Below are 13,435 nucleotides of genomic sequence, written 5' to 3'. Positions count from 1 at the left end.
CAGCCGCCCGCTCGGAGAACAACAGCCGCCCGCTCGGAGAACAACAGCCGCGGTCGCGAGGGCCGTCTCACAGGAACCGCCGCAGCTCCAAAAGCGGCGGAAACTCGTGGGTTTCGTCGGCCTCGACGTCGTGGACGATCGGCCGGAGCGTCCCCGGATCGGTTATAAATGGGGACTGGAACTCCGCGGCCGACAGCCCGTGTATCTCGATCCCGGCCGGGAGCCGACTGAACGACGGGAGCATCAACACGCCCGCCCCGTCGTACTGGCCGGGACCGTACAGATAACACGGCCGGCGGACACCCTCGATCTCTATCGTCGGATGGTCGTGGCCGACGATGTACCACGCCGCGTCGCCCTCGGGCGGAACGTGGCCGTGTGTGACGACGATCGAGCTGTCGCCGATCGGATACTCCGGGACGATCGGGCCGTCCCACAGTTCCTCGAGCAGGGTGTCGTGGTTGCCGGGGGTGACGGCGATCGGACAGTCCCGGTCCGCCGCGAGCGTCGAGATCGAACGGACGGTCGACGCCGCGCCCGTCGGGACCCGATCGAAGGAGTGCAGAAGATCCCCGGCGATGACGACCTCGGTGGGCTCGTAGCGATCGAGTAGCCGCTCGAAACGTTCCGTGAGGTCTTCGTGTTCGCCGACCCGGAACTCGAGTTCCGATGCCGCGTCCCGACCGGCGTGGAGGTCGGCACAGACGAGCGTCCCGGTGGCCGGAAGGTAGACGGCACGGTCGAATGGGTCGAACTCCATACGGACCGGTCGGTCGCCGCGCTCAAAGCGCTGACGGGGTCCCCGAGTCTCGGGTGTTTATAAACGGTCGACACGACGTGCGGATATGGTCGACGTCCTCGACAACAAGCGCTCCGCGACGAAGTTCCGCGTGCTCGTCGAGATCGCAGAGCGGCAGCCGGCGGTCAATCAGGGCGAGATCGCCGACGCCGTCGGCGTGACCAGCCAGGCGGTCTCGGAGTACATCCGCGAACTCGTCGACGAGGGGTTCGTCGAGAAGGAGGCCAGATCGCGCTACCGGGTGACGAAGCGGGGCGTCGATTGGCTGTTCCAGCAGTCCTCCGACGTACGACGGTTCGCCGATCACGTCACGGAGGACGTCCTCGGCAGCATGCAGGAGGACGCGGCCTTCGCGACGGCTGTCATCGAAGCCGGCGAAACGGTCTCGCTCTCGATCGAGGACGGGCTATTGCACGCGACGCCGGGCGAGGGCGGGCCCGCAACCGGGATCGCGACGACCGATGCAGACGCCGGTGCCGTCGTGGGCGTCACGGGGTTTGCGGGCATCATCGACCTCGATCCCGGCGACGTAACGGTGTTTCAGGTCGCGCCGATCCGGTCGGCCGAGCCGAGCGGTTCGGGGGTGCTGGCCGCCGCCGCGGCTGCGGCGGATCTCGTCGCGGCGGCAGGGGTCGAGGCGGTCGCCACGCTGGACGCGTCGGGTACCGACCCCGACGTGACCTTCGCGGCCGGCGAGGTCGCCGCCGATGCAGCGGGCCGCGGGCTGGACGTCGTCGTCGTTGCTACGACCGATCTCGCGGGGCGGGTCACTGACGCGCTTCGGGACTCGGGGCTCGCCTACGAGGTCGACGACGTCTAATACCTACAAGACGTCCCCGAACTCGTACCATCCGGGCACCCGACCGGCGAGCCACTCGGCGGCGTCGACGGCGCCGGCCGCGAAGACCCGCCTGGATTCGGCCCGGTGGGTCAACGTCAGGACCTCGTCGTTGCCGGCGAGGAGGAGTTCGTGCTCGCCGCGGACAGCGCCGGCGCGACGGACGTGGACGCCGACCTCCGAGTCCTCACGTCGGTGTTCGCCCTCACGTCCATGGGTACGCTCCAGGTTCGCCCCACGGGCCGAATCGACGACGTCGAGGATCGTGTTCGCGGTGCCGCTCGGGGCGTCCCGCTTGCCGCTGTGATGTGTCTCCGTGAGTTCGACGTCGTAGTCGGGCAGCGCCTCGACGCCCGCCTCGACCACCCGCAACAGCGCCTGCACGCCCCGGGCGAAGTTCGAGGCCTTGAGGACCGCGGTCGACTCGCTGGCGTCCCGAAGCGCATCGAGCCCCGCCGCCTCGAACCCGGTCGTCCCGACGACGTAGGGGACGCCGGCGTCGGCGACCATCCCGGCGTACTCGCGGGTCGCCTCGGGGAGCGTAAAGTCGATGACAACGTCGGCCCCGTCGAGCAGTTCGGGGAACTCCTCGCTCGGGTAGACACGCACGTCCTCGATCGTGTCGGGCGTCGTAGCGATCCCGACGACGTCGTGGCCGCGGCCGCTGGCTTCGGCGACGATCTCGCTTCCGGTCCGGCCGGTCGCACCGACGACGACGATGTCCATCGTCATCGTTCGAGCTCCTCGAGAACGGCCCGCAGCGTCTCCCGGTGGTCGGGCTGGAGGGGGTTCAGCGGCGAGCGCATCGTCGCCGAGTGGATCCCCCGCATGTCCATCGCCTCGTTGATCGGGATCGGGTTGGTCTCGATGAACAGCGTCCGGAAGAGGTCGCCGAGTTCGTACTGGAGTTCGCGAGCGCGATCGAAGTCGCCGGCGAGCGCAGAGCCGACCAACGCGACGGTGCGCTCGGGTTCGACGTTTGCCGCGACGCTAATACAGCCCGATCCGCCCTGGGCGATGATCGGCAGCGTGAGCGCGTCGTCGCCCGACAGCACGGCGAAGTTCTCCGCCCGGGTGCGTTCGATGACCTCGTTGGTCCGGTTCAAATCACCGCTTGCGGCCTTGTATCCCACGACGTTCTCGTGCTCGGCCAGCGAAACGGCCGTCTCGACCGCGATGTTACGCCCGGTTCGGCCGGGCACGTTGTAGATGATCTGTGGGAGGTCGACCGCGTCGGCGACGGCTCTGAAGTGCGCTTGCATTCCCTCGGGTTCGGGGATGTTGTAGTACGGCGAAATCAAGAGGAGACCGTCGGCTCCGGCGGCGGCGGCCCGTTCGGAGAGTTCGAGCGCCTCACGGGTGTTGTTCGAGCCGGAGCCGGCGATCACGGGGACGTCCTCGACCGCGTCGGCGACCGTCTCTATGACTTCGACGTGTTCGTCGTGGGACATGGTCGCCGACTCGCCGGTGGTGCCGACGGGGACGACCCCGTCGACGCCGGCGGTTTCGAGCCGCTGTGCGTGCGCGCGGAGGGTGTCGTGATCGATGCTTTCGTCGTCGTGGAACGGCGTGGTCATCGCGGGGAACACGCCGGTGAATGTGTCGTGTGTCATTGGTGTGTGGGTGGGGTCGGTATCCGTTCTCGGAAACGTTCGTGTGCCGCGTCCGTCCGGGGTCGACCTGTGACGGGGGTGCCACGCCCGCCGCAGACCGTGCTACGGACGCTTGGCCTTCGAAAAAGCGGTCGGGACGGCGCGCTCGCGGCTGTCAGCGTCGGGCCGACGGACGAGCACGCGATGTCGCATACTCGCCACAGCGTCGGCGAGCGACTTAGGCGTTTTGAGTTTCCGCGGCCACCGAGGGCTCACTGCATCGGGGATACCGGCCCCGTTCCGTCGCCGGGTCACCGACCCGCCCCCCGACGTCAGCCCGCCTCCCGCCGTCGGCCGGAAGCCATATGCCGCCAAATCCCCTACGGGAGAGGTATATGAGACACGTCGGACTCAAAGCCAGGATGGCCGTCGTCGGGAGCGTTCTCTTTGCCTTCTACGCCCTCGTCGCGATCGTCGCCGTCGAGGCCTTCGGCGTCGGGATCCCGATCGTCCTCCTCGGGACCGTCGGCTTCGCCGGCTTCCAGTACGTCCTCGGCAAGAAGATCGCGCTGTGGAGTTCCGGTGCCGAGGACATGCCGGCGGATCGGTACCCGGAGATTCACCGTTCCGTCGAGCGGATCGCCGACGAAATGGATCTCGAAAAGCCCCGCCTGATGGTCGCTGACATGGGCGTCCCGAACGCCTTCGCGGTCGGACGCCGTGGCGCGGGCGTCGTGGTCGTCTCCGAGCAGCTCATCCGATTGCTCGATCACGACGAACTCGAGGGAGTGCTCGCCCACGAACTCGCCCACGTCGACAACCGCGACGTGGTCATGATGGTGATGGGCCAATCGATCGCCTCGATGCTCGGGCTGGCGGCGTACTTCGTCATCGCCTTCTCGCGCGACGGCGGCATCGGAAACATCGTATTGGGCTATCTCGCGAGCGTCATCGTCCAGATGGTCGCAATGGTGTTCGTCCTCGCCATCTCTCGATACCGCGAGTACGTCGCCGACTCGGACGCGGCCGGCCACGTCGGCGGCGACGCGATGGCGCGGGCCCTCGGCAAGATCTCGACCGCCAACGGGCGGGGCGACGCCGAGTTGGACGACAACGTCTCCGCGCTGTGTATCTCCGGCGGCGACCGTTCCGCGCTTCAGCGGCTCTTTGCGACCCACCCGCCGATGGAAAAACGGATCGAAGCCGTCCGGAACGTCGACCGCCAGTACTACTGATTCGGTATCGGCCGGAACACGGTCGAGCGGCGTGTTTCGCGATCATCGCCGCCGCGTCGGATCCTTCGCCGTCCGGGCGGACCCCAATCCAACCGCCAGGGTTTGCCCGTTGTACTCGCCCACAGATACGCTGTCTGGGGCTTAATTCCGGCGATCGTGACGGTGTTGTCGGCTTCATCTCCGTCCCCAGAACGCGAAGCGTTCTGGTGTACGAACGAGAGCTTCGCTCTCGTTAACGCCGTGAACGGCGAGGCTTTCTCCTCGAATTTTCCGTAATTCTGGTCCCGGAAATTGATCCCCGTACATCCAGTTAGTCGTCGAGGTCTCGGGGGCTGGCCGAACCGTCCCGGACCCCGCGGTGAGGCTGACGGAGCTATCTGGCTCGGACATGACTGTCGAGCGTGGCGTTACCTCACGCCCACCGTCATCGCTGGTGCCCGGTAGCTGACCGGCACAGCTCGCGAGCGCTCCAAGAGTGGGAGTCATTTCCCTCGTTTTCGTGGTCGGCGAGTATAGGCCTCGCGCTGAAGGAGGGTCATACGACCATCGCTTGGTTCAACTTCAGCACCTACGACTCCGATGAATGGTTCTGAATCGGCGGAAATGGCCCGCTAGTTCATTTGCTTCTCCTGTAGGTCGTCGCTCGGATAGATACGATACGTCCGCCCCTGGCGCTCGCGGTACAGCAGGCCACGCTTCTCGAGAGCGCTCACCGTCTGACTGACCTTGCTCTTCGAGAAGTCCGAGCGATCCCTGAGTTCGATCTGTGTGATGCCGGGCGAGGAAAGAACCGGTTCGAGGATACGGCGTTCATCATCCGGCAAGAGGTCTAATACGCGAGCCTGTGGCTGAGCCTCTGGATTGATGTCCCCCGCTGATTGGGTTTCCCCCTCCGGTGATTCGGCACTCTCTGGATCGGTCGGATCCGCCATCTCCATCTGTAAGCGATCGGGTACGTCTGTGCTACTGAGTTCGTCCCGAACCACGAGATACCCTCCACCGATGACAGCCGAGACGAGGAGGGTTCCGAGGACGTACCAGAGCGGATTCGTTCCATGAACCGCTCCCATTGACGTGCCCATCATCGATCCCATCTGGTCGAAGGCCTGCTGTTGCTGGTACGCTTGCCAGCTGAGCACCCCGCCGACGATAAGGACGGCAGCGACCAAGCCACCGACTACTATATCGGCTCGCCGTCGATTCATCTCTCCCACCTGGATCCGCCGAGGTACTTGCCCATACGCGAGGGTTTGTGAGACATCGCTGTACCAGTTGTGATTGACAAACGCAATATTTGGGGCTGTTTGGCCGCGAAACTCGAGATCACGATGCGGCGTTCAGTGATGTTCATGGCTCTGGGAAGCTCCCGCCTCCGAGACCGGTGGGTGTTGCTGTGCGAATTCGGAGGGGTGCTTCTCGAACGATCGCTTGCATCGGTCCGAACAGAAGTAGTACGTCTCGCCATCGTGGGTGAGACTCGGCCTACTGTCGTCGGTTCGCATCCCACAGACGGGATCGCGGTACTGGCCGGGAGCACCGAGGCCACGTCGATACACGTAGAGGAGGAAGCCAGAGAGGGCGAACGCGACGATGTTGAGGTAGAAGGTGTAGTTGAGCTCGAAGTACGTCTGTTCGGTCGCCGTCTCGCCACCGGCCAGATCCGGGACGATGCCGAAGGCGTCGAATAGCAACTCCATGAGGAAGCCCGTGAAGGCCATCGTTACGAAGAAGATTCCGAGGATGTACAGCATCACCTTCCAGCCGTAGTACTTCCGATAGACGTTCAGGACGGGGATGGTGATGAGATCGGCGTAGACGAACGCAATAACGCCCGCGAAGCTGACCCCACCGCCCCAGAGCGCGACGGCGAACGGGACATTGCCCATGCTGCCGACGAAGCTGAGAACCGCGACGGTGACGCCCATAACCGCGTTCTCCGCGCTGACAAGCAACCCATCGCCTTGGAGGAAGAGTGTGTTCCACACCCACTGTGGGACGAACACGATGACGAACCCCGAGATGAGAAAGCCCGCGACGACGTCCTTCCAGATCATCGACCACTCCTTGCGGTATTGGTTTCCGACTTTGTACCAGCCCCCCCACGAGAGCAGTTCATCGCGCCATCCGCCGCTACTTGCGGTCCCCTGCTCATAGGTTTCCATACAGCCTTCCGAGCAGAACTTTAGCGTCTCGCCACCGTCGGTCGTCAGCGAGTACTCGTCTTTGCCTTCCATCCCGCAGGTCGGATCCTCGGTGACACCGTGTTCCTGATCGCGTTCGTTCAGTTCCTGCCGCACCTCGTCGAAGAGGTTCTCGGGGAGCGTCACGTGGACGAGCAGCGCCATCACGGCGATGAGGATGATGCCGCCGAGGAGTTCCGCTACCAAGAATTCCCAGCCGAGGAGGATCAGGATCATCAGACCGAGCTCAACGATGAGATTCGTCGAGGCGAACATGAACGCGAGGACGTTCACGACGTGACCACCCTTCTTGAACAGCCCCTTCCCAATAGCGACGGCCCCGAAGCTACAGCCGCTACTCGCGGCGCCGAACACCGTTGCTTTGGTGAGTCCACTCAGGTCATCATTTCCGAGGATCTGGGCCATCCGCTCCTTCGAGACGTAGACCTGTACGAGACTCGTGATGACGAGCCCCATGATGATCGCCCATGCGGCGGTCCAGAGGAAACCGACGCCGATCCGCAGCGACTCGAGGATTCCGTCGACGAGGGCGGCTTGCATATCTAGACTATCGCAGCTATCTGTTTTGTCAATTGTTCTTAAGCGGATTGGGCGAGAAGCCCCCACTCTCAAGGATCGACCAACGGGAGCGAGTAGGGTGGGGATGAATCGCCCTGCGGGGACAACTTACCGGAACCTCCCGAGTAGTTTGTAGTCGTGGTCGGGGGTGTACCGGCGGAACAGGAGGCTGTTCGACAGCACCGACACCGACGAGAACGCCATCGCCCCGGCAGCCAGCACGGGCTGGAGGAGTCCCAGCGAGGCCAGCGGGATCATCGCCGTGTTGTAACCAAGCGCCCACACGAGGTTCTGTTTGATCTTCTGGAGTGTCGCGTCTGAGATACGGATGGCCTTCACCACGTCGAGCGGGTCGTCGCGCATTAGCGTCACGTCCGCAGCTTCGATGGCGACGTCCGTCCCGCTCCCGATGGCGGTCCCAACGTGGGCGACCGCGAGTGCGGGCGCGTCGTTGACGCCGTCGCCCACCATCATTGCCTTGCGACCTTCGTCCTGGATGGCCTCGACGGCATCGGATTTGTCCTCGGGGAGCACCTCTGCACGGACGCTCTCGGGATCGATGCCGACCTGCTCGACGACGGCACGAGCAGTCCGTTCGTTGTCACCGGTAATCATCATCACGTCGAGGCCACGCTCCTGCAGTTGACTCACGGCCTCGGTCGCACTTTCTTTGATCGTGTCGGCGTCAGCGACCACACCGACGGGTTTGCCCTCGTCCGTGCCAGCGGGCACGTGGGCGACGAGCATCGCCGTCTTCCCCTCGTTCTCGAGGCGCTCCATCGTCTCCTGAGCGGGCGAGGGGTCGATCCCGTTGTCCCGGAGCAACTTCCGATTCCCGACCAGCACCTCGCTGTTACCGACGGTCGCTTTAATGCCATGGCCAGGGACGTTCTCGAAGTCGTCCGGGTCGGCCACGTCGATACCACGGGCTTCGGCTCCATCGACAATAGCCCTCGCAAGCGGGTGCTCGCTTCCACTTTCGGCCGCCGCCGCGAATCGGAGGATGTCGTCCTCACCGAGACGATCGCGTGCAGTTAGCGCTCCGCCGTCGGCTGCCGGATCCCCACCGTCCGCGACAGGTTGGCCGTCACCGTCGAAGACGACGACGTCAGTCAGCTCCATCTCGCCTTTCGTCAACGTACCCGTCTTGTCGAAGACGACCGTGTCGACGTCTTTCGCGCGTTCGAGGATGTCACCGCCCTTGAACAGGACGCCGTTTTGGGCACCGATCGTCGTCCCAACCATCGTTGCAGCCGGCGTTGCTAACCCCAGCGCACAGGGACAGGCAATCAGCACGGACGACGCGAAGACGATGAGCGCGAATTCGAAGACTGAGACGGTGCCACCAGCCACGACTGGTCCGCCGGCGACCGCTCCCCAGAGCGGGAGCCACTCGACGAGTCCGGCGAGCGCTTCGGGGAAGAGGAACCACACAGCGCCCCACAGTAACGCGTTCGCGATGACTGCTGGGACGAAGTATGCCGAGATACGGTCCGCCAGATTCTGGATGTCGGGTTGGCGCGACTGGGCTTCCTTGACCGTCTGGACGATCTGCTGGAGGGCCGTGTCCGCACCGACCTTCGTCGCCTCGACGACGAGGACGCCGTTCTCGTTGATCGTCGAGCCGACGACCTCGTCGCCCTCGCCTTTCTCGACGGGGACTGACTCGCCGGTGACCATCGACTCGTCGACGGCGCTTTGCCCATCGACGACGACGCCGTCGGTCGGAATCTGCTCGCCGGGACGGACCTTCAGGCGGTCGCCGACGGTGGCGTCTTCGAGTGATACTTCCGTCTCGTTGCCGTCCTCGTCGACGAGGGTGGCCGTCTCGGCCTCCATTTCGAGGAGCTTCCGAAGGGCGTCGCCAGCCTGCCCTTTCGAGCGGGCTTCGAGGTAGTTGCCAAGCGTGATGAATACGAGGATGAGCGCGGCAGTATCGAAGTACAGGCTCCCCGCGATCAGTCCGGCAAGTACTGCAACGGAGTAGAAATATGCAGTGGACGAACCCAGTGCGATGAGAACGTCCATGTTGGCGCGCCTGTTGTTGACCAGCGCGTTGTACGAGTTCTTGTAGAACGGCCAGCCGAGCACGGCCTGAACGGGTGTTGCCAGCAGGAACTCGACCCACCCGAATTCGACGCCGAGGACCGTCTCCGGGAGAATTCCCCCGCCGAGCAGAAACTTCTCTGCGAGGAAAAACAGCATCGGGGCCGACAGCGCGGCTCCGAACAGCGTCAGTCGAAGCTGTTTTCGAATCTCGCCCTGTCGTGCAGCGTCCCGAGCATCTGCACCCGATTCACCGCTGTCGCCGTCTTCACGAACCGGCGAGTACCCAGCGTCCTCGATAGCGTCGTAGAGTGCGTCGAGTGAGGTGTCCGCGGGGTTGTACCTGACCTGCGCTTCGTCGGTGGCGAAGTTTGCCTCGGCCGCGATAACACCCGGCGTGTTCTCGAGTGCGGTCTCGTTCGTCTGCACACAGTTGGCACAGGTCATATCGGAGATGCCTATAGTCACCGTGTCCGACACCGCACCGTAGCCGGCGTCCTCGATCGTCTCGTAGATATCTGCGAGCGATACCTCGTCAGGGTCGTACTCGACGGAGCCCTCGTCCGTGGCGAAATTGGCGTTCGCCTCGACGACGCCGTCGAGTGACTCCAGGGCATCGCCAACTGTCCCCGAGCAGTTGGCGCAGGTCATCCCTGTGATGTCGAGATGTGCGGTGCGTGTTTTCATCATTATACTATAGGGGCTACTCCGTTAGGTGCGTTTCTACTTGGATAGTGTGGGTAATCAGCGGTGTTTACTTTCGGTTCCAAACCGGTGCCAGCGCTACACTCTTTCTTCGAGACGCTGATGTCGCTCTTCGAATTGACTTTGGCACGATGAGAAACAAAAATGATAGATCTCTCCACCGATACGACTCGTCTTCCCCTCAGAATCGACAGTCTTGTTGCACTCGGCACACGTGAGCGCGAGCGAGGGCGCGTCAGCCTGGTGACACAGCCAGCCGCCCGCGCCGCCCCGGCGAGGGCGGCGTGTCGTGAGAGGGAGTCCAACAGCGGCGGGCACAGCTCGGCGCACTGGACACCCCTCGGCGCGCGAGGAATCGACCGTCATCATCGAAATCGAGGGCGTGCGAGGGGAGGGTGGGCGAGGGAAAGGGCACTGGCGAGGACGGAGGGCGTGCGGCGTCATACGCGCCGCTGGCATCGGGCAGGAGGAATCAAAATCGAGCCACCGGCTCCGTTGGAAACCTATTCGAACAGCTCTCGGGCTCTCTTATAAAAACACGGCGCGGGTAACGCCTCACCGGTGCCGACCCGGCTACCCACCTCTCCGCGTCGTCACCGATTCGCGACCAGCCGCCGTTGTACGATTCCCTGCATGTCGGCGGTCTTCTCGGCGAACGAAGCGACGGCGTCGGCAGTGTCGCTTTCCTCCTCCAGGACGATCGGACGGCCGGCGTCGCCACCCTTCCGGACGGCCGGGTCGAGCGGTAGAGCGCCCAAAAACGGCATATCGACGTCCTCCGCGAACGCCTCGCCGCCGCCGCTGCCGAAGATGTCGTGTTCCCCGCCACAGTCCGGACAGACGAACCCGGACATGTTTTCGACGATACCCAAGACGGGCGTGTCGTGCTCGCCGAACATCCGGAGTCCCTTGCGCGCGTCGTCGAGGGCGACCTGCTGGGGCGTCGTCACGATCACCGCCCCCGAGACGGGGACGGACTGCAAAAGCGTCAGTTGCGTGTCACCGGTCCCCGGCGGCAGGTCGACGATCATGTAATCGAGTGCGCCCCACTCGACGTCCTCCCACAACTGCGTCAGGACCTTGTGTACCATCGGTCCTCGCCAGATGACCGGGTCGTCCTCCCCGACGAGGAAATCCATGCTCATGAGCTTCATGCCGTATTTTTCCGGCGGGACGATCGTCTCCTCGTGGGTCGCTTTGGGCCGGGCGTCTGATTCGACCATCCGGGGGACGTTCGGCCCGTAGACGTCGGCATCGAACAGCCCGACGCGGGCACCCATCTCGGCGAGTCCGGCGGCGAGGTTCACCGCGACGGTCGACTTCCCGACGCCGCCCTTCCCGGAGGCGACCGCGATGATGTTCTCGACGTCCGGCAGAATCTGCTCGCCGGCATCGAGGTCCGTGTCGATGCTCGCCGAGAGCTCGATTCCGTAGCCGGTGTCGGCGAGCGTCTCTCGGACGGTCCCCGCGAGTGCGGTCTCGGTCGGCGAGTACGGAGCGCCGAGAGCCAGATCGATCGCGATCGTCTCCGAATCGATGCGTACCTCGTTGATGAGCCCGAGCGAGACGATATCGTCCCCAAGGCTGGGATCCTCGACCTCCGAGAGGCGGTCGAGGACCTCGTCTTCGTCCATACGTCGAATAGGTTCGTACTCGCCGATAAGGATTGTGACCGACCCCCGCCGGTGGCCGACACGACGTCCTAACGTAATCAAAAGCCGTTTCGAAGCGCGGGATTGCGGCGTCGATTTTAAGCACCCGTAGATGAATCCCCGCATATGCTCGAAGACGGGTTCGGCCGCGAAACGACCGGTGTCCGGATTTCGCTCACCGACCGGTGTAATTTTGACTGCGTGTACTGCCACAACGAGGGGCTGGGCGACACGCGGGGGCCGATGGAACCGGCGGACGACGAGATGTCGACCGACGACGTCGTTCGATTTCTGGACGTCGCCACGGAGTTCGACGTCCGGAAGGCGAAGTTCACGGGCGGCGAGCCGATGCTCAGACAGGATCTCGAGGAGATCATCCGTCGGACGCCGGACAGTATCGACACGTCGTTGACGACGAACGGGACGTTCCTCCCCGAGCGCGCGGAGGGCCTCGCCGAGGCCGGCCTCGAACGGGTCAACGTCTCCCAGGACGCGCTCTCGCCGGAGGCGTTTCAGGAGGTCACGAAGAGCACGGCCTACGAGGACGTGATGAGCGGGATCGATGCCGCACTCGAGGCCGGGCTCGACCCGGTCAAGCTCAATATGGTCGTCTTCGAGCACACCGCGGGCTACGTCCCTGAGATGGTCGATCACGTCGCCGAGAACGAGGGGCTCCAGCTCCAGCTCATCGAGTACATGCCCGAACTCGCCGGTCGCCCGGAGTGGGCCATCGAGATCGACCGCGTCCACGGATGGCTCACAGAGCAAGCCGACCGCGTCGAGCGCCGCGAGATGCACGGCCGCCGTCGGTACTTCGTCGGCGAGGACGATCCGGACCTCCCCGGCGGCATGGTCGAGATCGTCGATCCCGTCGGCAACGCCGACTTCTGTGCGAACTGCCACCGCGTTCGGGTGACGCACGAGGGATACCTGAAGGGCTGTCTCAACCGCAACGACGACCTCAAGAGCATGGGCGAGATGACGAAACCCGAGATCCGCGAGACGTTCCGCAAGACCGTCGACGAGCGCGTCCCCTATTACGGCGAGTACATGATCAAAGACGAGGAGGGCGAGTGGACGTTCAACGAGAAGTATCTCGACAGGAAGTACGTCGAGGCCTGATCGCCGTCATGACGGCGTTCGTCACCGCGTCGCCTTTGCTCTCTCACTCGTAGGTGTGGGTGTAGCCGCCGTCCCAGAGCAGGTCGGCCCCGTTGAGGTGTGTGCCGTGTTTCGAGAGGCCGAAGGTAAAGAGGTTCGCGACCTCGGCGGGTGTCATCATCTCCTTGGTGCGGGCCTGTCCGAGCATGACGTCCTCGACGACCTCCCGTTCGGAGATCCCGCGCTCCTCGGCGGTGTCCTCGATCTGGTTCAACATCAGCGGCGTCAACACGTAGCCGGCACTGATCGAAAAGCTCCGGAGCGTGCCCTCGCCTTCGGCCGCGATCGCCCGCGTCAGCCCGTTGAGGCCGTGTTTGGCGGTGATGTAGGCGGCTTTGTCCTGGGTGGCGTACTGGCCGTGGACGGAGGACATGTTCGCGATCGCGCCGACGCCGTCCTCGGTCGCCCGGATGTGCGGCATGGCGTACTTGGCGGTGAGAAACGGCGCCCGGAGCATGACGTCGAGCAGGAGGTCGTATCGCTCCATCGGGAACTCGGGGATCGACGCGATGTGTTGCATCCCGGCGATGCTGGCGACGTACCGGAGGGTCCCGAGGTCGGCGGCGTCTTCGACCATCGACTGGACGGCATCGTCGTCAGTGAGGTCCGTCGCGAGCGGCTCGATTGCCCCCTCGACGTCGAGGTCAT

Annotated in this window: 11 protein-coding genes and 1 pseudogene; 3 read left to right on the top strand and 9 right to left on the bottom strand. The window is 64.3% G+C overall.

The annotated features are described in order from the left end of the window. Positions 1-67: 67 nt before the first annotated feature. Positions 68-760: a metallophosphoesterase gene (locus HZR14_RS07555; protein ID WP_181692256.1), complete on the bottom strand. Its 693-nt coding sequence runs from the start codon at positions 758-760 to the stop codon at positions 68-70. An 85-nt stretch (positions 761-845) separates the two neighbouring features. Here HZR14_RS07555 and HZR14_RS07550 point away from each other — a divergent pair, with 85 nt between their 5' ends. Further along, positions 846-1,619: a DUF7839 domain-containing protein gene (locus tag HZR14_RS07550; protein WP_181692255.1), complete on the top strand. Its 774-nt coding sequence runs from the start codon at positions 846-848 to the stop codon at positions 1,617-1,619. Between the two features lie 3 nt (positions 1,620-1,622). Here the strand turns inward: HZR14_RS07550 and dapB are convergent, their stop codons facing one another. Together dapB and dapA are read right to left on the bottom strand one after the other, a co-directional pair. Further along, positions 1,623-2,363, bottom strand: a complete 741-nt coding sequence (gene dapB / locus HZR14_RS07545) for a 4-hydroxy-tetrahydrodipicolinate reductase (RefSeq protein WP_181692335.1) — start codon at positions 2,361-2,363, stop codon at positions 1,623-1,625. 2 nt (positions 2,364-2,365) lie between these two features. Then, positions 2,366-3,250 carry a 4-hydroxy-tetrahydrodipicolinate synthase gene (dapA, locus tag HZR14_RS07540; RefSeq protein ID WP_181692254.1) on the bottom strand — a complete coding sequence of 295 codons (885 nt, stop codon included), beginning with the start codon at positions 3,248-3,250 and terminating at the stop codon, positions 2,366-2,368. 374 nt (positions 3,251-3,624) lie between these two features. On the opposite strand from dapA, the gene HZR14_RS07535 reads away from it, so the two are divergent. Further along, on the top strand, positions 3,625-4,464 hold the full coding sequence (locus HZR14_RS07535; RefSeq protein WP_181692253.1) for a M48 family metalloprotease: 840 nt from the start codon (positions 3,625-3,627) through the stop codon (positions 4,462-4,464). A gap of 611 nt (positions 4,465-5,075) precedes the next feature. On the opposite strand, the gene HZR14_RS07530 is transcribed toward HZR14_RS07535, so the two are convergent. The 5 genes and pseudogenes from HZR14_RS07530 to HZR14_RS07515 all read right to left on the bottom strand — a co-directional run bounded on the left by HZR14_RS07530 (position 5,076) and on the right by HZR14_RS07515 (position 11,608). Continuing rightward, a complete protein-coding gene (locus tag HZR14_RS07530; RefSeq protein ID WP_181692252.1) occupies positions 5,076-5,669 on the bottom strand; it encodes a helix-turn-helix transcriptional regulator in 594 nt (197 codons plus the stop codon). Positions 5,670-5,801: 132 nt separating this feature from the next. Beyond that, a complete protein-coding gene (locus tag HZR14_RS07525) occupies positions 5,802-7,205 on the bottom strand; it encodes a permease (protein ID WP_181692251.1) in 1,404 nt (467 codons plus the stop codon). Between the two features lie 126 nt (positions 7,206-7,331). Next, positions 7,332-9,956 carry a heavy metal translocating P-type ATPase gene (locus HZR14_RS07520; protein WP_181692334.1) on the bottom strand — a complete coding sequence of 875 codons (2,625 nt, stop codon included), beginning with the start codon at positions 9,954-9,956 and terminating at the stop codon, positions 7,332-7,334. Between the two features lie 96 nt (positions 9,957-10,052). Then, positions 10,053-10,199 (bottom strand): annotated as a pseudogene (locus HZR14_RS14575) (ArsR family transcriptional regulator); the annotation flags it as partial. 368 nt (positions 10,200-10,567) lie between these two features. After that, positions 10,568-11,608, bottom strand: coding sequence for an Mrp/NBP35 family ATP-binding protein (locus HZR14_RS07515; protein WP_181692250.1), 1,041 nt, complete (start codon positions 11,606-11,608; stop codon positions 10,568-10,570). A gap of 144 nt (positions 11,609-11,752) precedes the next feature. On the opposite strand from HZR14_RS07515, the gene moaA reads away from it, so the two are divergent. Beyond that, positions 11,753-12,748, top strand: coding sequence for a GTP 3',8-cyclase MoaA (moaA, locus tag HZR14_RS07510; protein WP_181692249.1), 996 nt, complete (start codon positions 11,753-11,755; stop codon positions 12,746-12,748). Between the two features lie 43 nt (positions 12,749-12,791). Here the strand turns inward: moaA and HZR14_RS07505 are convergent. Further along, the coding region (locus HZR14_RS07505) for an SDR family oxidoreductase (protein WP_181692248.1) at positions 12,792-13,435 on the bottom strand (644 nt) is incomplete at its 5' end.

Source organism: Natronomonas salinimetallica, assembly GCF_013839515.1.
Lineage (GTDB): Archaea > Halobacteriota > Halobacteria > Halobacteriales > Haloarculaceae > Natronomonas.
Note: the sequence above shows the minus strand (reverse complement) of the source record. Positions and strands in the feature narration are given on the sequence as shown.